This is a genomic window from Aureispira sp. CCB-E, from assembly GCF_031326345.1.
In the GTDB taxonomy this organism is placed as follows: domain Bacteria; phylum Bacteroidota; class Bacteroidia; order Chitinophagales; family Saprospiraceae; genus Aureispira.
The window spans coordinates 4,117,814-4,140,922 of record NZ_CP133671.1 but is presented as its reverse complement, the minus strand read 5'-3'; the positions used below and the strand labels follow the sequence as shown (position 1 = coordinate 4,140,922).

The window sequence follows — 23,109 nt, the reverse complement described above, 5'->3', positions numbered from 1 at the left end:
ATTAACTTTTTGTATTTATAATAATACAAAAAACTATCTAAAAAAACGCTTTATTTTCTTCCACAAATTATCCGTTGCTTTAAACTCCTTGGGGTTGGTAATAGCTCCTAAAAATAATATAGCATTGCTATTGTTTTCCCTTATTAAAAAAAGGAAAGGTCTATTTGCAATAAACTCTACTTCAAATATTGGTAGATTTCCTATGTCCATAAGGTGAGTAATCGCGGCAGCTTCTGTTCCTTTCTCATTAACTTTTGCAACAATTTCTTGCTTTATTATGCTTTTTCTATCGAAATACGATTCCCTCTTAAACTCAAATAAATCACTGAGACCATTTTTTTCTAAAATTGGATTCAAATCTATTGTTGAGGATACTTCAAATTTAGGGATTGATAGTAAGTAGTTCGATATTTTTTTAAATTTAGAATTTACTCGTATTAAATTTAGGTTGCCTAACTTTGAGATAAAGTGCTCAAAGCTAACTTCTTTATTAGGTAAATACACTTCCAATTGAATATTGTTTTCTTTATATGGTAAAGCGATAGCTTGAAAGCTTTTTTCTTGAAAAAAAGAAATAGGTTCTTTGCTCTGTTTGGAGAGATAACCTACGTTAATTTTTTGACCATTGGCTAAGTAGAATACCTCTGGATAGCTAGGGGAATCAAATTTATTAATCCAAAGGCTTTTAAAATAAAGAGTAGAGAGAAAAATAGAGTTTATCTGAGTAATAGAATCGGGGGGAGGAATATTTTTTATTAGTTTGTTTGTTTTTTGTTTTATCCAAGAATTAACAAGTTGAAGACTTTTTTTTGATGTAAAATCAACTTCAAATATCTCAAAGTAGGGGAATTTTATATTTTGAGGATTAAAAATCTCATTATGCCAAAAAGAGGCAGCGTAATTTAGCTTAGTTTCAGTACTTTTTAAATTTTGTATAACTTCTAGAAATACTTCTCTTGAATAGTCAAAATCTTTGAGAATAGCATTAATTTTTTCTTCTAAATCGGAATTACAATAACAAGCAATAATATCTAAAAATATTAAAAAGGATAAAGGGGAGCAAGCTTTATTTGACAAAATGCTGTCATCGCTATCAAGCAACAAAAGGTCTTCTAAAATTTCATCTCTAATTTTCATCTCATCATTTTAAATTGCCATTGATTTATCTGGCTTTTTTTAACTCTATTTGATTGGGGGATAATTTGCGCAGTTTTTCGCCATTTGAATTTAATACACACGCTTCATAAAAAACAACTGTCGATGCTTTTTCCCTTTTCGGATTCCTGAAATTTCTGCAACTAGAGAATCTGAATGGATTTTTGTATAGGAAATAAGTTGAGGAAAGTCATGTTTCAAATTTTCGAAAACCAGTTGATTTTTAGAAACTTTTTTAGCTTTAAAACGAATCGGTAAGCCCTCATTTTGATTTTTGACAGTAGGAATGTAATAAAATGCATTCGATTTTTGAAGCAACTGTATGTGTTCAAAAAATGAAGTATCCTTTTCTTGAATAAGATAGCTTTTGCCAGCGAATTCATGCTCATTGATAGCACTCCAAGTTTCATAAATATTCCCTTGAGGCATTTCGTTTTTCCAAGTCCCGAGCAACCATTTTGCTTTTTGTATAGGATTGTCTTTGGTTGAGGTGCAGGCAAAAAAAAGCGTTGAACCAATACCAATAATTGCAGCAAACAGTTTTATTTTTATTTTCATAATGCTAATTGTTAGCAGGAATAGTTGAACGGTTATTTATTTCCTTTTTCAAGATAGCGTTTTATGGATTATTTTACGAGTTGACTAGTTAAAACTGTCTAATGTGTGGTACTTTTATAGTGAATTACTAGCTAAGGTCTGCTTTTGGGATCAGTGTTTTATAACCCAATTAATTTCAGTTTCCAGAAATTTGGTGTTAAGGTTCTCTTTAATGCCAATAAAGCCTGAAATAAATTCCATTTCAAAGCATTGATTTAGATATTTCCAAGTAAATGGAACAATGGATTTCCCAGAAGGAAAAGCATTTAGTGGAATGGGGTTATTTTCTGTATTGGTGATGTTTGGATTTTTGACCCAAGCTTGGTCAGCATTTTTTATAAAAGGAAAAAATTTGCATATCCAACCAGAGACATTAGATGGAGCACCAGATTTGGATTCAAAACTATAAATAGACCTCCAAAATGTTAAGTCAATATCTCCATTCAATGCATCAATAATTTTTGATAAAACTTGATTCACTTCTTCTAGCCACCATTCTAAACCAAACCGACTAAGATACTTTGATTTTTCTTGTATAAGTTGATAATCTTTGATGGTTCCTTTTAGTTCTATCTTAGGAATCCCACAAAGAGTCAATAATTCAAACTCAAAATAAGTTGACATTGAATCCATAAAAGCTATTTCAAAAGCTGTTCTTTCTTTTAAAGAAGTCGTACTAAAGTCTAAAACTAGATTAGAGTATAAATCGTGTTTTAAATAAGTTTGAATACCTTTAGAAAATTCAGGGAAAATTTCTTCCCAAGGGTTCTTTCCTCCTTTAACAAAATCATTTCTTTGAACAGTGATCTTTTTTTGAGTATTAAAGTTTACGAATTGCTCTCTAAAATATTCCGCATTTCTTTTGATATGCTTAGAGAATCCTTGACAAATAAGAAGCCATAGCGCATCAGGTGTTAATGAGATAGTTTTGTGGTCGATAAATGCTCTTTCAAGCATAATTAGAAAATGATTATGAGTGACTTGTTGGTCGTACATCTTTAGGTAGGAAGTTTCGTTTTGTATTGACGATCCCTCTATACCAGTTTTATCTATTGATGCCAAAAGGGCTTGCCCAGAGTATTGATGAAAAGGGCGTTGGCTCTCTGGTAGATCAATAATGTTAATGATAGTATTCTTCATAATTATTCCTTTGAACGATTGCTAATAATTGGGGCAGCAATCTTATTTTGTTTAATAGGAAGCAGTTTTTTATACGTTAAACACCTCCATATCCATTCTAATGGACCAAATTGAAAATAAATAAACCAAAGCCTGCTCCATATTACTTGAATTACAAAAACCAGAATAGCTGTCATCAACGTTTGAAATGGGCTCAAAGTCTCGTAAAGTTGCCATCCAATGGATGAAAATAACACAAGCCCAATAAAACTTTGGAGTAGGTAATTGGTCAATGCCATTCTGCCTACATACTGTAAGGGAGATAAAACTTTTCTCCATGTTGTATGATGCCAAACCCAGCCAAGTAGCCACAAATAAAATAGCCCCATTACTACATCTGATATAACCATTAACTTGACAAAAAACGTTCTTAATAGTTCAATCTGATAGACTTCAAGTTTTGTTAAGATAAATAAAAATAAGATTCTATAGATATTGGTAAGAACTGTTATTAAGAGTATGGGTTTCTTTATTTGTTCTATGAAAGCATCCAACGATTCATAGATCTTGTTTTTACCCAGATAAACCCCAAGTAAGAACATGGATAATGCGATTGGTGCCAAAAAGCCAAACAACATTGGAATGTTAGAAAGATATTCCAATAGTCTTAATTCTACCCCTTGTAGATACGTTCCATTTGTAATTATTTGATGAACACTTGCTCCTGTATAATTACTCAAATATATTTCAGGATGAAAGTTTAAAAGTGTAAAGATCCATTGAAAAAGGTAATCGTAAAAAGGAAAGAAGAGAAAAAAGGCAGATAACGTCAGTATAGACCTGTTGGATTTTCTTATTACTAATGTTGTCAACAGTCCAAGGACAGCATAGAGGTTTAGAACGTCTCCAGACCATAGTAGTAGGATGTGTGCAACCCCAAAAAGGAATAAAATGAACATTCTTCTAGCAAAAAAAGAAAATGAGCGGTTATTTTTTTGAGATAGCTTCAAGGCTTGCATTGAAATTCCCAAACCAAAGAGCAATGAAAAAATAGGAAAGAATTTTGTGTAGAAAAAAAGTTGTAAAATCCTTTCCGATATTTGATCAATATTAGAAGTCCATTGCTTCGCAAATTCGTCTTGATTAAGAAAAGTCGAATTCATTATGACAATATTAACAACAAAAATACCAAGAATCGCAAAACCTCGGTAAACATCCAATAACTCAATGCGCTTTTTGTTTTTGGTTGGTTGTTTATCTAATTTAAACTCTATATTGCTCATGGTGTCTAATATTCCGTATGCAGGTTTGAATAATTGCTGCAATAAGCACTAAAGATAAATTTTCCTGCAAGCAAAGCGAAGTTTTGAGACGATTTTTCTCAAGAGAACCCTTCTATTTCTATACATTATAGATAGATTAAGAGCTAGCCTTTTCTCCCAACAAATCTTGTCACAGAGCCTTTCCCATTATGATAAATCCCTTCGCACAATTCAACTTCTTTTTCTACCAATTCCAGAATTTCATAATTATTAAAATCCGCCCTTAATTCGTCGGTTGAAAATAATGAGTCTATATTAGATGGTCCTCCAACCTTGGGATTTTTGTGTTGGTAGCTGAGGTGATTTTTACCAAAGGCTTCCAATATCAAGATTCCACCAGACTTCAATTTTTGACTGAGTAGTTTGTGATACTCTGATTTAATAGATGGAGGAAAATGAGCATAAATTAGTGCGACAACGTCAAAGTCATTTTTTTGAAAATTTAAATTGGGGAGTTGCCCAATTTGATAATCAATTGAGACATTCTTTTTATTTGCAAGTTCGATGGCTTTATTTTTTCCTTCTATGCTTATGTCAAATGCAAAAACCTCCCAACCAAGTGTTGCGGCATAAACAGCATTTCTGCCTTCGCCTTCTGCTCCAAAAAGGATTTTCCCAGGCTTTAATTTTAAAATCTGTTCTTTAAAATAGCTATTGGGTTCAATGCCATAAGCAAAGGCATCATTTTTAAACCGTTTGTTCCATTTGTTCAACCAAGTATCTGTCATTTTTTCGTTTTATTAAGATTCTGTATGAATTGTTTTTAAAATCAATCAAAAATAAAACATAAGGGATAGAAACAGATAGGACAAAAATGCAGTTGAGAAGTACTTACTTAAAGTTTTTCCTAAATACTTCAGGTGAGATTCCAGTATGCTTTTTGAAAAAACGAATAAAATAAGAACTGTCTTCGTAGCCTAATTCATAGGCAATTTGATTTATTTGATTAAGTGTTCCTAACAAATTCCTCTTTGCTTCAAGCAAAATCTGTTCATTGAGGATTTGAGAGCTTGTTTTGCCAAGAGTTTCCTTGGTTATTTTATTGAGCTGAAAGGTAGAAAGATGCATCATCTCAGCATATTCTGCTATTGATTTGTGAGAAGAAAGATGGGTTTCCACTAATTCCAAAAATTCTTCTAATCTTTCTTGGGAATACAGAGTCTTTTTTGAAACAGTTGACGTATGATGACTTTGCCTGACTATTTCAATAAAGAGAATTTTAAGATTTGCTTTGATAACTTCTTCGTAATGAGCTTGCTTTTGAGAATGCTCCTCATTTATATTGGATAAAATTAAGAGTAGCTTTTGAAATTTTTCAGCGTGGAGTGAGTAATAATTTTTGTGACTTACTTTCTTGAATATAGATTTTGAACTTGCTAGTTGTGGGGAGTAAAAATTTTGATCAAACTGCATAAGATATCCAGCACTCCCTTTTTTGAGTTGAAGCTGATGCACTTGTCCTGGTCGCATAAAGAAAATAGAGTTCTTTTTGACAGGGTATGGTGTGAAGTCAATGATGTGTTCTCCATTGCCATCTTTTAGGAATAAGACAAAGAAAAAAGCATGCCTGTGAAGCTCTTGAATCATATCATTTTCAGAAAGCAAGCTTTCGAGTTTTGTAATATTAAATCTATTTTCTAAAGGACGTTCTTTGATACCTCTTATTGGGATTTTTTGCATTAGCGATTTATCAAGTTTTTGAATATATATTTTAAAGAATCTAGGTTCAAATGCTACGGTTTTATTTTTCTAGCAATTTGCTCAACTGCTCTTTGGCATTCATATTCTCAGGATTTATCTCTAGGCTTTTGGTATAGTTTTTTATTGCCTTACTTACTTGCCCGTCTTTCATATAGGCTTCCCCTAGAGAATCGTAAGCATCATAAGAGTTTGAAAAAAATAAAACTTCGAGCCTAAATAAATCAATCGCTTTTTTATAAAAACCTCTTTTTATCATCTCATAACCTTTTGTATTTAAGCTTCTTTCGGAGAGTTCCAATTTTTTTGATGTTTGTATTGTCGCTTTTGCTTGCTCAATGCCGTTATTTAGACAGATATTGATCACTTTTTGGGTAAAAAAGTAATTGTTTAATCTAGGAGTATCACCCGAAATAGTTTTCTCAATAAAAAAACGAGCATTATAAAAACCTTGATCTAAGTCTTTATTGGTTAAGAGCGCAACAATATAACCTTGTTGTTCAAAAATGCGCCATTCTGCACCTGTGCCAAAATGTCCGCCGCTATGCCCATAAATTCCAGAGCCTTTGGCTCCTGCAAATTGCATTCCGTAGCCATACCAGTGATCGGGCTCTGTTTTCATAAGATTTGTATAACTTTCATTTAGGAGCTTATTATGTTTAAACGCAGTGGCAAATTTATACAAGTCCTCGGCAGTAGAATACCCACCACCAGCAGGTGTACCTTTGATCCCGCTCATGAAAATTGTTTTTTGGAATTGATTCAAGTGAACATCTGATAAGGTATAGTTTTCAGCAACATTGTCAGTGATGTGATCAATGTCAAAATTGCCTGTATTTTGCATATCAGCTATGGAGAAAATATGTTTTTGTATATAGTTATCATAAGGCATTTGGGTAATGGCTTCTATGATTCTGCCAAGTACAATATAGTTGGTGTTGCGATACGCAAATTCTTGACCAGGGGAAAATTCTAAGGGTCTATTTTCGTATAAGTTGGTAAGATCATCTAGTGTTCTGAATTGTTCTTTGGAGGCTTGAGTATATTTTTCATAATGAAAATAATTAGGGAGACCGCTTTTATGCCTTAACAGCAACTCTATGGTAACAGAATCTCGCGCCTTTTGGTTTTGATAGTCAGGAAGGTACTTGCCAATATTATCTTGCAAAGACAATTTACCTTGCTGAATTAAATGAAATATAGCGACAGCAGTGAAGGATTTACCAATAGAAGCATAAGAAAACTTAGTCGCAACATTATTTTTGATTTTGTGTCCCAAATGGGCAAATCCATAAGCTCTTTTGAACAAAATATGATCATCTTTAGCAATTAGAACAACCCCACTAAAGCCTTCTAAAGAGTCTAAATAATTAGCAATTTGTTCGACTTTAGAGTCGGTAGGTTTTGGTGTTTTTTTGCGATTACACGCGCAGCATATTATGACCAATAAAAAAATCAGATGCTTCATTTTTTGGACTGGCAATTTTGGGTTATTTTATGGAGTATTCCATACAGTTGTTTTAGCTCCTCATCTGAAACATTATTTAGTGCGGTATCTCTGTTGTTTTGTATCATTGGTTGCAGCTTTTTTATTGTATTTCTCCCTTTAGCGGTAATTTCTAATTTCGATTTTCGTTTGTCTTGAGCATCTATCGTTTTGACCAAATAGTCTTTTTGAGTCATTAGTTTTACGATTCGTGTCATAGAGGCATAGTCTTTAAAAATCAAATCTGCAATTTCAGTTTGCGTCTTATCATTACCATCTAACATTAATAAAATCAAAGCTTGATCTACCGTAATATCAGGAACAACTTGTGATATATTATGCTGACTTAAGCGGCGATATGCTTTTATGGCTTTCTCTATAGAATAGAGGACGGTGCCAGTAGGAGAGTCAAAATTCATAGTTATTTATTGTGTTAATCAAAGGTGTGAAATTTATTTGATATATCAAATAAATTAACAAAAAAATAAATTTTTAATATTTTTTTCTTCTCTTCTAATAGCACTAGCCATCTGACCGAGCGTATAGCTACAAAGTAGCAGAATAGCGAACTATCGAATCGTATTAGTTAAGATTTGATAAAGCATTTTGGATCTCTTAATAGTAACTTTTCGATAATTTAACTCTTTTCAAAATCAATATTAGCATAAAGTTTAATTTTTGAATATTATATTTATTCTACTCAATTACAATTATTAACCCAATACAATATTTTTAATGTGAATGAATTATCAAAAAAAGAGCTAGCCAAATTGGTGGCTGCTGGAAAGTTATGGGAAATCCACGGCAAGTATTATGATTTTATTCCTTTTATCAAAGAACATCCAGGTGGAAAGCGTTTTTTGTTACAGTGTAGAGGGATGGATGCAACAACCCTTTTGGAAACAACACACCTTTTTGAGTCAATTCCGAGAGGGTATTTAAAGATGTATGAAGTAGGGAAGAAGGAGGATTATCAACCTGATTTTGATTGGGATGGAGATGGTTTTTATCCCACCTTAAAAAAGAGAGTACAGGCGTATTTGCTTGATTCCGCCGAAAAAAGAGGCATAAAAGGGAAGGAGAAGCGGCTAGCACATCATGGAACCTCTAATTTTCTATTTCGACTGGTCGCTTTGTATGTAATTTTTATAATCGTTTCGATTGGGGCAATAGGATATGGCAATATTTTTTGTGCCTTGATCTGGGGACCCTTAGCATTTGCGATTGGGGGATACGGGCATGAAGCGATGCACGGAGGCGTCTTTGCTTCTTCAAAGGCAAATCGAGTATTAGCATTATTTACACTGGATATTATAACTATTTCGTCTTATGTATTTACGGCGGTGCACGTCCCTTTACATCATATTGTTACAAATGTTCCAGATAAAGATCCTGATATTGAAGTGCATTTTCCAATGTTAAGACTAAGACAAGAGCACGAGTATTTTTTTTACCATAAATTTCAACATTTTTATGTTATCTTTTTATACATGATCACTCTCCCTATCCTGTCCTATACTGATGTATCTTCTGTCGTTCGTGGAAACTGGATGGGACCCTATGGAAAAATGTCAAAAATTTACCCTTCAGAATTTTTTTTATTGATCCTGTTTAAAGTTATTTCAACAGGATTGTGGTACGTACTGCCGTTTATTTTTTTGGATGTTTTTACAGCTCTACTTGTTATTGGGTGTATGTTAGGAGGGGCAGGGATTATTGTTCAAGCTACTTTTGGTGCTAGTCATCAGTGTGAATTAGCTATGAATGGAGAGAAAAAACCGAGAAAATACCCACGAGATTGGGGGAGCCTACAAGTTGAATCTACTGTAAACTTTGAACATGGTAACTGGTTTCTGACAATGATGACAGGAGGTTTGGGCTACCAGATCGAACACCACCTATTTCCAACAATTTCTTATAGTAGATTGCACGAAATCGCTCCAATAGTAAAAGAGACTTGCAAAGAGTTTGATTTGCCCTATCATTACTATCCAACATTATTTTCTGTTTACAGAGCCCATTTTAGTTATATCAAGAGTATGAGCAAAAAAGTTGCCACTGTCTAAAATAGATATTTTCGAATAGTCTGCCAATAAATAGAGCACACCCCATTCTCTAGCGGACTATTCGAAAATCAAAAATATAAATTTTATGAAAGCGCAAACTACTTTTGATATTTTGTTACGACTTGATTGATTTTTCCGAAAATAGAATGGCCATTTTTATCTTTCATTTCTATTTCGATTCTATCTCCAAAACTCATAAAAGGGGTAGAGGCTTTTCCGTCTTTAATTACTTCCAAACATCGAACTTCTGCCAAACAACTAGAACCGTTAGGGCTTCCTTGATTGGCAACGGTTCCTGATCCAATGACTGTTCCTGCCATTAGCGAACGAGTTTTCGCAGCATGGGCAACCAATTGTCCAAAATCAAATGTCATATCAACCCCAGCATTGGGAGAACCGATAAGTTGGCCATTTAATGTAGAATATAATGGTAAGTGGAGTTTTCCGTTGTCCCATTCTTCTTTCAATTCATCTAGAGTAACTACTACTGGAGCAAATGTTGTCCAAGGTTTGGATTGGTAAAATCCAAATTGTTTAGATAACTCATTCGGAATAAGATTTCTTAACGAAACATCGTTTATAATAGTCACCAATTTAATGTGTGTCAAAGCTTCTTGGGGGCTAACACCAGCTGGAACATCATCTGTAATAACAGCTACTTCTGATTCAAAATCAATGCCCCAATCTTCGGTTTCAATTTCGATAGCATCGTTTGCCCCAATAAATGCATCAGAAGCTCCCATGTACATTAGAGGATCTGTCCAGAAGGATTCAGGTAGTTGAGCATTTCTAGCTTTTCGAACAAGTTCCACATGTGTCACATAAGCACTTCCATCTGCCCAATGATATGCTCTCGGTATTGGAGCCATTACTTTTACAGTTGAAAAATCAAAAGCAGATTCTAGTTTATTGACATTTAACTGAGCATAAACTTCTTGCAATTGACTTTCTGTTGCTGACCAGTTGTCTATTGCAGCTTGCATAGTTGCAGCAATTTGGGGAACTTTTACAGCTTTAGTTAGTTCTTTGTTGACAACAACCAATTGACCATCTCTTGTTTGGTTGTCGATAGATGCTAATTTCATTGGTGATTTCTATTTTTGTTAATATTATAGTTATTTAGTATTTAGTTGTGCTGCTACTGCGTGGTTTTGACGAAGTAATGATTATTGCAAACGCTAGCGTATATATTATTCAGAATTGCGCAAAGCTATTTAAAATCTACCAGTATGCAGATTTATTGTTCTATTAATTCACCTGTAGGACTTATTTTGTAATAATCGATCCACGATTGGTTGATCTCTTTGTCCTGTTCAAAATAGATACTGTTCCCTTTTTTAAAAATAGTTATTTTATCCCAGTCAACTAGTATCGAAGCACTACGACTGTGTTCTGCTTCAATGCCCATGTCCGAATCATTGCAGTTGCAGCCAAGATTTTTAGAACTTTTTAAATTTCCTTTATAATCGAAAATATGCACTAATAACAATTGATCGTCAATACCAAAGGCACCAGGGGAGTAGTATTCTATGGTGAATAAGTAAATATGATGCTCTGTAAAAAAAGCATCTCCATATAAATAACCCGCTTGATCATCATCGAAATTTTCATAGCCACTTTTTTTTAAGTATTGGGCTGCAATTTTTCGATCTATTTTTTGTGTACGCTCCTCATCTGAATCGGAAATTGCAGCAAAATTAGGGATGATAGAAGTTTTATATCCTTTTACAAAAGTTTTGAAATTCTTATTTTGAATGTCCTCCAGTCGATTGGAGTAGTATTGTTGGACGTAAGCGCGCAACTCACAAAGCTCTATTTCAATGGTGTAGGAGCTCCCTTGATTATTAGTCCATTCTCCAGTGCTGTTTTCCATGTCAAAAATTAGAGTTCCTGTATGCTTGCCTTTTACAAACTCCTTGAGATAAACTTTTGAGCCTTTTAGAATGCCTTCTAATTGTATAGGGGTATTGTATTTAGTGTACAGGTATTCTCCCCATATCTTAGTTTCCTTAGGGTTATAAATATAGGTATTTAGCAAAAAGAATACTCGTTTGTCTTTTCCTAACTTTCCTTCAAAAGCTTTCCACTGTTCGTACTTGTCTTTTTGCCCTTTCATTACATCGCTTTTTAGTTTTGCAATGAATTCTGAATCATACGAGTTTTGAGAAAAACTAAGATGATTAAAGCATATAAAAAATAATAGAACTAATTTAATTTTCATAGTACTCAATTTTATATTGGAGCAGCGATTTTTTTATACCTACATAAAAAACATTAGGATTTCTATCGATTACGAAATCTTCATCTTCAATAGGGGAATATACATTAATCGTTTGCGTTTGGATTAAATTATGGTGTTGGTCATACGAGTAGAGGATAGTTTTATTCTCCATGCCTTTTTTGGTGAATTTGATCAAGTCTTGGTCTTGGTTATATTTAAAATAGTAGTGTGCGTCGTCTCCTAGGAAATAGGATAATAATCCTTCTTCATTGTATCGGTAGAATGTAGCTGTAAATCTATTTTTGGAAAGGGGCTTTTTATAATGTTGATGCTTGACAAGTTGTCCTTCATTGTTATAGTCCAGAATATGACGATGGATGGAGATGCGGGTATGTATTATGCCTTAACCGCTATTTAAACAATTCATACACATCAACGATCGTAAATAATAACCCCAGCCTACCAAAGAAACTAATATTGTTCCCATCTTAATCATAGCCATATAGTCAACCTTAAGCCCCCGATTGTTGAAAATAAATAACAACAACCAAAAGATAGCTATAACATAATAAATGATTCCTATAAACCTCCCATCATAATAATGGCTATTAGCAGATGCTTGAGAGTATAACGCAAGTCCAAAGGATGTTAAATGTAGGATAATAAGGGATGGAATAAATCTTTGAAACATTGTTTTTAGAGATTTTGGATTGGCGAAGTTTGACGAATGGTCGTATTCATTGATAGTAAAATCATTTTTCAAAAGTATTAGATATTATATAAGGTTGCACTAACATATGTTAGTTAATTTTAAACAACTATAAAAGTAAAATACAGCCATACTTGCTTATATATATAAATCAGCAATCTGCTCTAGTTCTTCCTTGTATTCAATTCTTTGAACCCATTCTTGGGAAATAGCTTTAATTCCACAGTAAGCACCACTAAATGCCCCAGTTAAACAAGCTATGGAGTCAGAATCACCAGAAGTAACGACAGCTCTTTTTAGTGCCTTAGCAGGATCGGTAGGATACAATAAAAAACAGAGCAAAGCTGTAGCAAAAGCTTCTTCAGCAACCCATCCTTCGCCACTAATTAAACAAGGATCGACAGTAACGTCATTTTTCTCAACGCCTAATTTTACGTTTAACAGAACGGCAATAATTTGTTCCCAACCAAGTGTCATAAATTCTTTGGGATTTCTGAAAGGAGGTCTATTCCAAATTTCCTTCAAGTAACTTTTATGATAAACTGTTTTTTGGCGCTCGGCATAGACTAATAATTCTTCTAACAACTGACTGTGAGAAACTCCATAGAATAATTTATAAACTGTAATAGCAGTGATTTCAGAAGCAGCTAATGCGGTAGGATGGGCGTGGGTAAGAGCGGATTGAAATTGAGCAATTGCTCCAACCTCTTTTTCAGATAGCCCCTTTACAGCTAGCAAGCCAACAGGAATAACTCTCATATTGGCGCCGCAACCTTTGGAATTTAGGTCGGTTGCTTTTTGCCAATGAATTCCCTTCTCGAGCCTTTCGCAAGATCTGATGCACGTCATTCCTGGTGCTCGGTTATTTAGTGGGTCATTCAGCCATTCAACATAGAACTTCGTGAGGCTCTTTTCTAGAGATTCGGGAGAATAAGCTTCTTTTTCGGCTTCGATAAGTGCTTTAGCCACTGCAATAGCCATTTGAGTGTCGTCTGTGACTAAAATAGGATTACCTTCTGGTTCTTTTGGTCCATTGGGCGGCCATCTTGCTGTAATTTCTTCTATGGTAAGAAATTCTGTAGGGTAGCCATAGCCATCTCCGATAGCCATACCGAATAAGCTACCTCTGATTGAACTAGATTTTTGCATGGGATGTTGGTTTTTTTTAATAAATAGATGGAGGAATGATTTAATCTACTTTGAAAGCGTATTTATTGACTTCGTCAAAGTCAGAACCTATTATTTTATAATAAATTCCTTTTTTATCTTTTATGATGTAATAATAAGTATAAGAAGTTTTGTCAACCACAATCCTATCAATGACTAGGTATTCACTAAATAGAGTAACTGTTTCTTTGGTTATAATATTTGTCAAGTCTATTTTATGAGCAAAAAATGATTGACCAATTTTAGATTTTTCTTTCTCATAAAAACCTAAGGTTAAAAAAGGAAAAGGATTTGGTGCTGTTGGGTTAAATTTAAAATAAACAGTTGCACCTCGTTTTTTGTCCAACAATTTAAAGAAATAAGAAGACTGCCTTTTCACAACATCTTGAACATAGAAATAATGCCCTAACAAGCTATCTTTATTAGAGGAATTGCTAAACTCATAAGGATGAGGAAAGTAGGTTTCTGTAGTTTGTGTTTTGTTCTTTTTTGCTGTTTTTTTAGTTGGCGGATTGATGTTGTTAGAAGGCAATCGTGTTCTTAAATGAATACTAAAATATGTGGGTTGAACTTTGGCCACGAGAAGTGTTTGTCCTTTAAATGACCGAATATTTTTTAAAGTAGGATAGTTGTTGGTCGAATCATAAGGATAGAATGTTGTGTCCTTTACATTGTCTATATTTTCAAAGGCTACTTGGGCTAATACTTGTGCATTTATAAAAAGAAGTAAAACTATACTAGAATAGTATTTCATATGTAATTAGGTTATGAAACTAATGGTTGATTTTGGATTAAATAGAAGAATAGGAGGCATTTTATTTCTTGAAAATCTCTTTTCGATGATGTATTCCCCAGTCAATAATTTCTACTATTAAATTATTTAAGGTCTTTCCATGTTCTGTAATGGCATATTCAACCGTAATAGGTTTGGTATCTTTTACAGTGCGAGAAATTAGTTTGTTCATTTCAAGCTCCTGTAGGTCATTGGATAATTTTTTAGGAGCAATCCCATCCAAAATTCTTTTCAACTGCATAAATCTCAGTGTACCACTGCGTATCAATGCTCCTATGATTTGTATTTTCCATTTGCCTGAAAGTAATTCCATGGTATCCTTAATAGCTTTTAAATCTCGGACACACTCCTGTGATAGATCATCGTGTTGCTTAATTCTCATTATAATATTGATTATTAGTTTCCTAAAGGAAACTAGTAGTTTTTTTTAAGTTAGTATCAAAAGTAAACTATTTGATCTACATTTGAACTATAAATTAAAAAAAAGAATCATGAGCAACAAAACATTTTTGACCATTCATGGAATGGTTTACGCAATTTTTGGATTGGGTTTATTTTGTATTCCTAATTTATTATGGCCTTACTATGGCCTTCAACTGAATGATGAGTATAGCGTTTTCCTATCTCAGCATACAACCATTTTCTTAATGGGAATTGCAGCAATCTCTTTTTTATTTAGGGATGTAGAAGAAAAAAGCGTTTATGCAAAGAAGATCTTAACAGGATTGTTATGGACAAATATTTTAGGAGTCGTAATAACGCTTTATGCTGTGTACATAGGCGTTTTTTATGGACTTGGATGGTCGGACCCTGCATTTTTTAGTTTTTTCTCTATTCTGTGTTTTATCAATCTGAGACGAAATCAACAACCAAACAATTAAAAATTAATACAATGAGTAAACAGAAAATTTGGGATTTACATTTGAAATATAATGGTCCAATAACGGAAGAATTCATAGAAGGCAACAAGCAGTTGGCAGAGAGTATAGCAAAAGAAGAAGGTATTATTTGGAAAATATGGACGCATGAAGAAGGGACAAGTCATTATGGGTCAACTTATTTGTTCAAAAATTTAGATTATTTAACTAAGTACAAAGAGATGCATATCAAAAGATTAAATGCCATTGGTATAACTGATATTACAGAATATACCTTTGATATTTTGGAAGATTTGAGTAAGATCAATCATGCACCGATAGAATGAACAGACCGATAATTACAGTACTTAGTCGCAAATAGCTTTGTAGTAAAAAAGGACTGTATTATGGTTAGAATTAAAACGGTGTTGGGAGTTAGGCTCCTAGCACCTTGTTGTTTTATTTTCGGGTTTTATTTTCTTTTTCTAGATTGAATATGAAGCAAGTATTTCTAGAGTCTAGGGAACATTGCTGAAACAACTGTTAAAAAAAAAGTGGCTCAAGAACAACCTTGAACCACTTTCAATCAATTGATAATTGCCAATTTCTATTCTTTTTCTTTGTTCAAACCGCTAAGTTTGACTTTTGTCGAGTACTTGATTTCTTCTAAAACAATTTGGCTATCAATGTCGCTGATGTTTCGAATAGCTGCAACTTCATTGACTAAAAAATCTCTATACTCTTTAATATTTGCAAACCTCACTTTAGCCAAAAAGTCAAAACTTCCCGATGTGTGATAAAACTCAGATACTTCATCTAGAGATTCCATACTTTTTACGAACTTATCTCGTACTTCTTTATAATGGTCTTTGATAGTGATGTTCATAAAAACAATAATGTTTTTATGAAGCAAATCTGTATTCAGCAAAGCAACATATTGTTTAATATATCCTGCTTTTTCTAATTTCTTGATGCGTTCGTAAACGGGAGTAGTGGTTAAAGACAATTCTGTTGCCATTTCTTTGGCTGTTCTACCAGAATTGCTTTGAAGCATATCAAGAATTTTTAAATCAATCTGATTCATTAATAGTAAAATATTTTCTTTAGATGAACAATCCGTAAAACTTGTCTGAGTTTCAGTAGAAAATCACTATTTAAACTGCAAACGACTATTAAAGGTAATCAAAAAGAAAAAAAATTAGGCAAGTGAGTAGAGAATGTTTTGCAATCTAAAGACAAAATATTTGTTTAAGAAACTAACATACTCGTGTTCTTTTCTTGATGGGTATGGTAAGACATTTTTTTTGTTTCAAAGCAACCTTTTTGTGTATTAAATACTTCGCAAACATCAATCGGGGATACATAGATGTGAAGTGTCATTGCTCGTTGGTTGGCAATGTTTTCTAGAGCATGATATCCCATGCTGTCATTCATATAGGTTAGTTTTTGAGCAGATAATGTCATCTGATGGGTTTCTTTTAATCGTAAATTGAATGCTTGGTATCGAGTTTCTTGTATTGTTCCTTGTATTTGATAGACCCAACAATCTTTCCCACCGTGGTCGTGTATTGGTGTTTTGGCTCCAATATCCCAACACAATAGAATTAACTCATATTTTTTATTTCTAGCCAAACAATTTCGGGTGTAAGATTGATCAGACCATGTTGCACAATGTTCCAATTCAGAGGTATCTATCCTGATTCTTTTCATGATTTTTGAACATTCAGCAGGAGAAGCTTGATCTAAAATTTGGGTTAGTTGTGCAATAGTAGTGATATGATTCATATTAAATTAGTTGTAATTTTTTTGTAGCTGACTAAAAGTTGCATTTCGCCAAAAATAGCAAAAAAAACAGATATTTTTTCTAAATTTGCCAATCTAAAATAATAGTTAAATTGATTTTCACTAAAAAAACTTAATTTTTTAGTGATTTAAACTTTTTTCTGATGAAAAATACACTTGATTTATTTCAAAGAATAACAAATGACCTCTTGAAGGACGAAAAGGAAAATCCTGTCACTCAATATATCCCATCTTCTGAACTATTTAAGACACTTGATTTATCGCTTAAGGATACTCCTTTGGATGAAGATGAATTTGAAAAAATAGTAAAGGAGTTGGTTTTTGCTTCGCCAAGAACGGCAACGAATGGCTTTTTTAATCAATTGTTTGGTGGTAGAAATGACAAAGCTATTTTAGGAGAATTGCTATCTGTGATTTTGAATAACAGCATGTATACTTATAAAGCGGCTGGTCCACAGATTGGGGTAGAAAAGGTTATCTTAAGAGAAGTGTGCGATATGATAGGTTGGGACAAAAATGCAGACGGCACTCTAGTGCCAGGAGGGTCTATGACTAATTTTATGTCTATGTTGATGGCTAGAGATGCAGCCATTGCTACTGTGAAATATCAAGGTGTTCAACAAAAAATGATGGTTTATACCTCAAAAGAATCGCATTATAGCATTCCTAAAAACGCAGCTTTCTGTGGGATAGGTCGAGACAATGTTCGCTATATTCCTACCAACGAAAAAGGAGAACTAGATGTTACTAGCTTGAAAGAACAAATAGAGCAAGATGTGCAAAATGGAGGCATCCCAATTATGGTAAACCTAACTGCTGGTACTACTGTGTTGGGAGCTTTTGACCCAATTCGCCCTGTGAGCGAAATTTGCAAAAAATATAATATGTGGCTTCACGTTGATGGAGCGTACTGCGGCTCTACCTTGTTTAGCAAAAAGTATAGGCATTTGATCGATGGAATCGAATTGGTTGATTCGTTTAGTTTTAATGCACATAAAATGATAGGCACTCCATTGTCTTGCTCCATTATAGTTGCAAAAGATAAAAAGCACCTATACAATTCTTTCTCTAATGATGCTAGTTATTTGTATCAAACAGATCACGATGAATTTAATTTAGGAAAAACGTCTTTACAATGCGGACGAAGAAACGATGCTCTAAAATTCTGGACGCTTTGGAAAAGCGTAGGAACATCAGGTTTAGAGAAAATTGTAGATCATCAGTTTGCCTTGGCAGATACCGCTCGTGAATATGTTCGTAATCATAAAGATTACGAAATGTATAGTTATGACAATTCGATTGCTATTTGTTTTAACTATAAGGGAATTCCTGCGCGTGATATTTGTACGTTATTGTACGAACACTCAGAGTTACTAGTAGGTTATGGTACTTTTCAAGGAGATGAGTTTATACGATTAGTAACAATTAATGCTCAAAATGACCATCAAGATATTTTAAATTTCTTTGAGAAACTAGAGCAATTTGTAGCCGTCAATCACAATTTATTCAGTTTGGAGGCAACAACTTAATTTTAGTGAAATCCTATTAAGCAATTGTTGGAGTATTTAGACAAAAAATAAAATATTTTCAACAATTGCTTTCACCAATAAATAACTCAACTTATGGAAATTTCTAAATTGATAGCCTTAGGGCTTTATGTCATTATTTTATTTCTTATTGGATACTTTGCCTCTCGCAGAGTGAAAAGTATGAGTGATTTTTATGTAGGTGGAAAAAATATGGGATTTTGGGCGGTTGCTTTTTCAGCTAGAGCAACAGGCGAGTCAGGGTGGCTATTGATAGGTTTGACAGGAATGGGAGCTATTTCTGGTTTATCGACTTATTGGGTCGTTGTTGGAGAAGTTTTGGGTGTAGCAATATCTTGGGGTTTGATGGCCAAACGATTTAAAAGGAAAACAGATGCCTATCACGCAATTACAATTCCTGATTATTTGGAGGAACATTTTAAAGCAAAAACAAAAACACTTCGAGTTTTAGCCTCAACAATTCTTTCAATTTTTGTTATCATCTACGTGAGCTCTCAAATAGATGTCACAGGGAAAGCGTTTGAGTCGATGCTCGGTATGAACTATTACACAGGAGCAATTCTTGGTTTCTTTATTGTATTGACTTATATCTTTATTGGAGGATTTGTAGCAGCAGTATGGTCGGATTTATTTCAAGGGCTTTTGATGTTTTTTGGATTGTTATTACTACCGGTAGTCGTTTATTTTTCGATGGATGGGAGCGCAGGAATTATCAATAGCCTAAATAGTATAGATCCTGCTTTGACCAATATATGGGGGACAAGCGATGATGTTTGGATGAACGTTGCTACTATGCTGGGCTTTGCTATGATTGGCTTAGGTTTTTTGGGATCTCCTCAAGTATACGTTCGTTTTATGTCAATTAAGGACGAAGCGGAGATAGATAAGGGAAAATGGGTAGCAATAATTTTCACCTTATTAACAGATGCTGCGGCTGTAACAATTGGAATTTTAGCAAGAATACTATTCACGGAGAGTGGTCAAGATCCTGAACTTGTATTAGGAAATGCAGGGGAAGATGTATTGTCTATTATGACAGAAAACTTTTTGCCTTATGTATTGGTTGCAATTTATGTTGCTGTGGTTCTTTCTGCGATAATGTCCACGATTGATTCTCTGCTAATTATTGCTTCTAGTGCAATTACTAGAGATTTCTACCAAAAAATATTTAATCCTGAAATCCCTGATGAAGCATTGACAAAAATATCAAGGAGAGTAACTTTCTTAATGGCTATTCTTGCTTTGATAATAGCTTTAGTTATTGCTGTTAATTCTCCTAATCGAACTGTTTTTTGGATGGTTATATTTGGATGGTCGGGGATAGCGGCTTCTTTTTGTCCTGTTATTATTTTGTCTCTGTTTTGGAAAGGGTACTCAGAGGCAGGGGCTATTGCTTCAATGATAACGGGCTTCCTCTGTGTACCATTTTTTAAGTTTGTAGTTGCGAATATAGCTGGCATTGGGCCTTATTTTGAGAAACTCGATGTTTTGGCACCTTCATTTTTAATAGCAATGATTGTAGGCTGGTTCTTTTCAAAATTATACCCTAAAAAAGAATTACAAGAGGGGTAATTGTAGTGATAATATTAGGGACGAACCTTGTTGTGTTACTTCGATTTTTTTACCAAGAAGAGCCCAGCAGCCAACAGTAAACCTAGAAGTCCAGTACCCCAATAAAAAGTAAAGTTGTTTTTCTTTTTGATGGATAAAGGGGCGGTATTTCCAATCATAATAAAAGGAGACCAAAAGGAAGGATGGGCTAAAGAACCTTCAACCGAATCCATGTATTGCAATTTAGCTTGTCGAAGTGCTTGGTCTTTGGGTATACCGTTTGCCAAATTTTTATATAAGTTCTTCATAATTTCAGATGTAATGTAATCGTTGACTTGCCAAAGAGAAACAATCAAAGCAGAAGCACCTGCGTACATAAACGCTCTGGCTAGAGAAGCTACACCATTTCCTTTTTCAAACTTTCCATAACCTGTTTGACAAGCAGAAAGTACTACAAGATTGGCATTGAGCTGCATTTTTGATATTTCGTGTGCTTGCCAAAAATTAGACTCTATGCTGTCATTATCTTCTGTAAATGCTAATGAAGAAAGAACAGGTCTTTTGTTATCTAAAATTCCATGAACCGCAAAATGTAGAATGGCATACTCACTTGCTTTTTCCTTGACTATTTTTTCAGAAGCAATGCTATCAAAAGCAAAAAAGCCTCGATATTGTTTTTGTAGTGTTTCTACTTCCTTACGGGCGGAAGGAAGTGGAGGTAGTCCTTTTCTAAGTAATTGATTTGAAGGGAGTCTTGTGTTTGCTGTTTTAGAAGATAGCCGAATGTTATAATTGGCAGCAACAGCTAAAATTTGACCATTATTCATAGGAGTAGGGGCTTCCTTGTTCTCTCTCCAAAGAGCAGCAGAATGGTTGTACGAAATGTTATAATGATTCACCAAATAATCAAGGTTATGATAATCTATAAACGTTTTTGAAGCGGAAGTTTTTAGAAAAACTTCGAATGGTAGATGCCCTAATTCTCCATCACTAACAACGATTAAGTTGCAAATGTTAGGCTTATTTTGTAATACAGGAGCGATAAGGTGTTGATAAAACCAATGTGCGGTTTGGGTGTAGTTTTGGTAAGCATGTTCTTCTTGAGTCATTGGGGTATACGTACTCAAGGAGTTGTGCAAAATGCTGATCTGTTCTTTTAATTTGGAGCGACTAATCAATGATTTTTCCCAACGTACTTCTTGTTTATCTACTAAAAAAATGTGTACCAAAGAGTCGCTAATCACATACTGTAATAAAGCCGTATGTTTATCTAAAAGCGATTGGATGTCGGAGACTTTGGCATCGTTTGGCTGATACTTTAATTTGTGATATTTAGGAAACTTTTCTTCAAGCATTTTTTCAAAATCACTAATTTCTTGGTTAATCTGATTTAATTCGTTTAAAAGGCTATCTTTTTCTTTTGCAGAACGTTTTTCCATTAACTTAGCTTGAAGTTCGCTTTGTTTTCGGAGTATTTCTTTGGATATTCTGATAAGAGATTTGGGTAGTTCACCCAAGTGATAAGCATTTTCTGACCTAGTGGCTTGCAAAAGTAGCACCGATTTGTTTTGGTCGCTAAGATGAAATGCCCTTTCATTATCTTTTGAAGGGGATAGCAAATGCAGGCTTCTTTGTAACCAATCGTCACTTTTTGCGAGCATTCGCAATTTGTCTTTTTCGTTGAAAACTCGATTTCTGGCTTTTGATAATAGAGTAAAAGCTAAATCTGCCACTATAATTTGTTTGGATGTACGATGCTCAATTCTAGTATCTTTTTCCAAGAACCAATAGGCATGCTCTAAAGAAGTAATCATGTTATCAATGTGTTCATTGGAATGAAAAGATGTTGCAATCACATTTTCTGACCACTCTTGACTGAAGGTATGCTTTAGGGAAGTGCCCAAACTAGAATTCATAGCTTGTTGTAGCACCTTCCAAGCCAAATCAAAATTTTCCATTTGGAGATACAAATCCACCAAATTATTAAGAGACATACTAAATCGAGTATGTTTTTTCCCAAGCGTTTTTTGAAAAATATTTTTAGATTGAATAAGGAGTGGTAGTGCCAAATCAAAATTTCCCATACTAGAGTGCAAATTAGCCAGATTATCAAGGGAAAGTGCAAATTTTGAGTGTTCTTTTCCAAGCGTTTTTTGAAAGATATTTGTAGCTTGAACTAAACTAGGCAATGCCAAGTCAAAAATACCTATTTCTGAATATAGATTAGCCAAGTTGTTTAAAAATACAGCAAATTCAGGGTGTTCTTCTCCTAAAGTTTTTTTGAAAATACTTTTAGCTTGAAGCAAAAGAGGCAGAGCTGAATCGACATCTCCTATATTTTGATATAAAAAAGCAAGACCATTGAGGGACATAGCGTACTGAGAGTGTTCTTCTCCTAGGGCTTTTTTGAAAATATCTTTGGCTTGAATTAAGAGCGGTAGCGCTAAGTCAAAATTCCCCATATCAGAATGAAAGAGGGCCAAATTATTGAGTGCATAGGCAAAATCTGGATGATCTGTTCCTCGTGCTTTTGCCCAAATATTCTTAGCTTGAATTAAAAGAGGTAGTGCTAAATCAACGTTTCCCATTTCTGAATATAAAGCAGCTAAATTGTTGAGCGATAAAGCGAACTTAAAATGTTCTTTTCCAAAAATTTTTTCATGAATATTTTTAGCTTGAATGCTAAGCATGAGAGCAGTATCTAGTTGACCGATTTTTGTATAAAGAAGCCCTCCCCATTGAATGTAATTGGCAAACACAGAATCTTGCCGACCAAAATCTTTTTCCGCTTTCTTGATGGCTATTTGTACAATAGGAATTGCTTTTTTGTAAGTGCCTTTGTTGTAATAAGTAGGCAAAAGACTATCCAATTCTATATAGCTCAGTTGCAAAGGTTGCTGAATGGTTTGCGCATGACTAGCATTGACGTGCAGAAATAATGCCACTATAGCGGTGAAAAAATAGTTGAAGGAGTTCATAAATTAAATATTGAGGATTAAAACAATGCTTTCTATTTTT

The 23,109-nt window shown here is 34.0% G+C and carries 21 protein-coding genes; 5 read left to right on the top strand and 16 right to left on the bottom strand.

Annotated features, from left to right (window positions below; genetic code table 11):
- Window positions 1–33 precede the first annotated feature (33 nt).
- From QP953_RS16075 to QP953_RS16040, 8 genes are all read right to left on the bottom strand, one after another.
- Window positions 34–1,137: a serpin family protein gene (locus QP953_RS16075; protein WP_309551784.1), complete on the bottom strand. Its 1,104-nt coding sequence runs from the start codon at window positions 1,135–1,137 to the stop codon at window positions 34–36.
- Between the two features lie 90 nt (window positions 1,138–1,227).
- The gene (locus QP953_RS16070; protein WP_052593327.1) at window positions 1,228–1,713 is read right to left on the bottom strand and encodes a DUF6265 family protein; all 486 of its coding nucleotides are present in this window, start codon (window positions 1,711–1,713) and stop codon (window positions 1,228–1,230) included.
- Window positions 1,714–1,863: 150 nt separating this feature from the next.
- The gene (locus QP953_RS16065) at window positions 1,864–2,892 is read right to left on the bottom strand and encodes a DUF4419 domain-containing protein (protein ID WP_309551782.1); all 1,029 of its coding nucleotides are present in this window, start codon (window positions 2,890–2,892) and stop codon (window positions 1,864–1,866) included.
- Between the two features lie 2 nt (window positions 2,893–2,894).
- The gene (locus tag QP953_RS16060) at window positions 2,895–4,154 is read right to left on the bottom strand and encodes a DUF418 domain-containing protein (protein WP_309551780.1); all 1,260 of its coding nucleotides are present in this window, start codon (window positions 4,152–4,154) and stop codon (window positions 2,895–2,897) included.
- 143 nt (window positions 4,155–4,297) lie between these two features.
- Window positions 4,298–4,921 carry a bifunctional 2-polyprenyl-6-hydroxyphenol methylase/3-demethylubiquinol 3-O-methyltransferase UbiG gene (locus tag QP953_RS16055; RefSeq protein WP_052593323.1) on the bottom strand — a complete coding sequence of 208 codons (624 nt, stop codon included), beginning with the start codon at window positions 4,919–4,921 and terminating at the stop codon, window positions 4,298–4,300.
- Window positions 4,922–5,024: 103 nt separating this feature from the next.
- A complete protein-coding gene (locus tag QP953_RS16050) occupies window positions 5,025–5,873 on the bottom strand; it encodes an AraC family transcriptional regulator (protein ID WP_309551779.1) in 849 nt (282 codons plus the stop codon).
- 61 nt (window positions 5,874–5,934) lie between these two features.
- Window positions 5,935–7,359, bottom strand: a complete 1,425-nt coding sequence (locus tag QP953_RS16045) for a serine hydrolase (RefSeq protein ID WP_309551777.1) — start codon at window positions 7,357–7,359, stop codon at window positions 5,935–5,937.
- Entirely contained in the window at window positions 7,356–7,796 is a 441-nt protein-coding gene (locus QP953_RS16040) for a MarR family winged helix-turn-helix transcriptional regulator (protein WP_052593316.1), read from the bottom strand. The genes QP953_RS16045 and QP953_RS16040 overlap by 4 nt, the downstream gene beginning before the upstream one ends.
- A gap of 318 nt (window positions 7,797–8,114) precedes the next feature.
- Here QP953_RS16040 and QP953_RS16035 point away from each other — a divergent pair, with 318 nt between their 5' ends.
- On the top strand, window positions 8,115–9,443 hold the full coding sequence (locus QP953_RS16035; protein ID WP_052593313.1) for a fatty acid desaturase: 1,329 nt from the start codon (window positions 8,115–8,117) through the stop codon (window positions 9,441–9,443).
- A gap of 98 nt (window positions 9,444–9,541) precedes the next feature.
- On the opposite strand, the gene QP953_RS16030 is transcribed toward QP953_RS16035, so the two are convergent.
- From QP953_RS16030 to QP953_RS16010, 5 genes are all read right to left on the bottom strand, one after another.
- A complete protein-coding gene (locus QP953_RS16030) occupies window positions 9,542–10,528 on the bottom strand; it encodes a fumarylacetoacetate hydrolase family protein (RefSeq protein ID WP_309551775.1) in 987 nt (328 codons plus the stop codon).
- A gap of 152 nt (window positions 10,529–10,680) precedes the next feature.
- The gene (locus tag QP953_RS16025) at window positions 10,681–11,664 is read right to left on the bottom strand and encodes a hypothetical protein (RefSeq protein WP_309551774.1); all 984 of its coding nucleotides are present in this window, start codon (window positions 11,662–11,664) and stop codon (window positions 10,681–10,683) included.
- An 847-nt stretch (window positions 11,665–12,511) separates the two neighbouring features.
- Window positions 12,512–13,522 carry an ADP-ribosylglycohydrolase family protein gene (locus QP953_RS16020; RefSeq protein WP_309551773.1) on the bottom strand — a complete coding sequence of 337 codons (1,011 nt, stop codon included), beginning with the start codon at window positions 13,520–13,522 and terminating at the stop codon, window positions 12,512–12,514.
- Window positions 13,523–13,562: 40 nt separating this feature from the next.
- Window positions 13,563–14,294 carry a hypothetical protein gene (locus QP953_RS16015; RefSeq protein ID WP_309551772.1) on the bottom strand — a complete coding sequence of 244 codons (732 nt, stop codon included), beginning with the start codon at window positions 14,292–14,294 and terminating at the stop codon, window positions 13,563–13,565.
- A gap of 61 nt (window positions 14,295–14,355) precedes the next feature.
- A complete protein-coding gene (locus QP953_RS16010) occupies window positions 14,356–14,715 on the bottom strand; it encodes a helix-turn-helix domain-containing protein (RefSeq protein WP_052593300.1) in 360 nt (119 codons plus the stop codon).
- Window positions 14,716–14,824: 109 nt separating this feature from the next.
- On the opposite strand from QP953_RS16010, the gene QP953_RS16005 reads away from it, so the two are divergent.
- Both QP953_RS16005 and QP953_RS16000 read left to right on the top strand, forming a co-directional pair.
- Window positions 14,825–15,214: a hypothetical protein gene (locus QP953_RS16005; RefSeq protein WP_309551770.1), complete on the top strand. Its 390-nt coding sequence runs from the start codon at window positions 14,825–14,827 to the stop codon at window positions 15,212–15,214.
- Window positions 15,215–15,225: 11 nt separating this feature from the next.
- Window positions 15,226–15,537, top strand: a complete 312-nt coding sequence (locus tag QP953_RS16000) for a monooxygenase (protein ID WP_309551768.1) — start codon at window positions 15,226–15,228, stop codon at window positions 15,535–15,537.
- Between the two features lie 260 nt (window positions 15,538–15,797).
- Here the strand turns inward: QP953_RS16000 and QP953_RS15995 are convergent, their stop codons facing one another.
- On the bottom strand, window positions 15,798–16,274 hold the full coding sequence (locus tag QP953_RS15995; protein ID WP_052593294.1) for an Lrp/AsnC family transcriptional regulator: 477 nt from the start codon (window positions 16,272–16,274) through the stop codon (window positions 15,798–15,800).
- A gap of 164 nt (window positions 16,275–16,438) precedes the next feature.
- Complete coding sequence (locus QP953_RS15990) at window positions 16,439–16,975, bottom strand: cysteine dioxygenase family protein (protein ID WP_309551766.1); 537 nt, start codon at window positions 16,973–16,975, stop codon at window positions 16,439–16,441.
- Window positions 16,976–17,136: 161 nt separating this feature from the next.
- On the opposite strand from QP953_RS15990, the gene QP953_RS15985 reads away from it, so the two are divergent.
- Together QP953_RS15985 and QP953_RS15980 are read left to right on the top strand one after the other, a co-directional pair.
- Window positions 17,137–18,522: an aminotransferase class V-fold PLP-dependent enzyme gene (locus tag QP953_RS15985; RefSeq protein ID WP_309551764.1), complete on the top strand. Its 1,386-nt coding sequence runs from the start codon at window positions 17,137–17,139 to the stop codon at window positions 18,520–18,522.
- Between the two features lie 93 nt (window positions 18,523–18,615).
- Complete coding sequence (locus tag QP953_RS15980) at window positions 18,616–20,112, top strand: sodium/proline symporter (protein WP_309551762.1); 1,497 nt, start codon at window positions 18,616–18,618, stop codon at window positions 20,110–20,112.
- 35 nt (window positions 20,113–20,147) lie between these two features.
- On the opposite strand, the gene QP953_RS15975 is transcribed toward QP953_RS15980, so the two are convergent.
- Window positions 20,148–23,069 carry a CHAT domain-containing protein gene (locus QP953_RS15975; RefSeq protein WP_309551760.1) on the bottom strand — a complete coding sequence of 974 codons (2,922 nt, stop codon included), beginning with the start codon at window positions 23,067–23,069 and terminating at the stop codon, window positions 20,148–20,150.
- Window positions 23,070–23,109 lie beyond the last annotated feature (40 nt).

Excerpts from the sequence above, each read along its gene's own strand:
- QP953_RS16075 (WP_309551784.1), bottom strand. The coding sequence starts at position 1,137 with ATGAAAATTAGAGATGAAATTTTAGAAGACCTTTTGTTGCTTGATAGC.
- QP953_RS16070 (WP_052593327.1), bottom strand. The coding sequence starts at position 1,713 with ATGAAAATAAAAATAAAACTGTTTGCTGCAATTATTGGTATTGGTTCA.
- QP953_RS16065 (WP_309551782.1), bottom strand. The coding sequence starts at position 2,892 with ATGAAGAATACTATCATTAACATTATTGATCTACCAGAGAGCCAACGC.
- QP953_RS16060 (WP_309551780.1), bottom strand. The coding sequence starts at position 4,154 with ATGAGCAATATAGAGTTTAAATTAGATAAACAACCAACCAAAAACAAA.
- QP953_RS16055 (WP_052593323.1), bottom strand. The coding sequence starts at position 4,921 with ATGACAGATACTTGGTTGAACAAATGGAACAAACGGTTTAAAAATGAT.
- QP953_RS16050 (WP_309551779.1), bottom strand. The coding sequence starts at position 5,873 with ATGCAAAAAATCCCAATAAGAGGTATCAAAGAACGTCCTTTAGAAAAT.
- QP953_RS16045 (WP_309551777.1), bottom strand. The coding sequence starts at position 7,359 with ATGAAGCATCTGATTTTTTTATTGGTCATAATATGCTGCGCGTGTAAT.
- QP953_RS16040 (WP_052593316.1), bottom strand. The coding sequence starts at position 7,796 with ATGAATTTTGACTCTCCTACTGGCACCGTCCTCTATTCTATAGAGAAA.
- QP953_RS16030 (WP_309551775.1), bottom strand. The coding sequence starts at position 10,528 with ATGAAATTAGCATCTATCGACAACCAAACAAGAGATGGTCAATTGGTT.
- QP953_RS16025 (WP_309551774.1), bottom strand. The coding sequence starts at position 11,664 with ATGAAAATTAAATTAGTTCTATTATTTTTTATATGCTTTAATCATCTT.
- QP953_RS16020 (WP_309551773.1), bottom strand. The coding sequence starts at position 13,522 with ATGCAAAAATCTAGTTCAATCAGAGGTAGCTTATTCGGTATGGCTATC.
- QP953_RS16015 (WP_309551772.1), bottom strand. The coding sequence starts at position 14,294 with ATGAAATACTATTCTAGTATAGTTTTACTTCTTTTTATAAATGCACAA.
- QP953_RS16010 (WP_052593300.1), bottom strand. The coding sequence starts at position 14,715 with ATGAGAATTAAGCAACACGATGATCTATCACAGGAGTGTGTCCGAGAT.
- QP953_RS16005 (WP_309551770.1), top strand. The coding sequence starts at position 14,825 with ATGAGCAACAAAACATTTTTGACCATTCATGGAATGGTTTACGCAATT.
- QP953_RS16000 (WP_309551768.1), top strand. The coding sequence starts at position 15,226 with ATGAGTAAACAGAAAATTTGGGATTTACATTTGAAATATAATGGTCCA.
- QP953_RS15995 (WP_052593294.1), bottom strand. The coding sequence starts at position 16,274 with ATGAATCAGATTGATTTAAAAATTCTTGATATGCTTCAAAGCAATTCT.
- QP953_RS15990 (WP_309551766.1), bottom strand. The coding sequence starts at position 16,975 with ATGAATCATATCACTACTATTGCACAACTAACCCAAATTTTAGATCAA.
- QP953_RS15985 (WP_309551764.1), top strand. The coding sequence starts at position 17,137 with ATGAAAAATACACTTGATTTATTTCAAAGAATAACAAATGACCTCTTG.
- QP953_RS15980 (WP_309551762.1), top strand. The coding sequence starts at position 18,616 with ATGGAAATTTCTAAATTGATAGCCTTAGGGCTTTATGTCATTATTTTA.
- QP953_RS15975 (WP_309551760.1), bottom strand. The coding sequence starts at position 23,069 with ATGAACTCCTTCAACTATTTTTTCACCGCTATAGTGGCATTATTTCTG.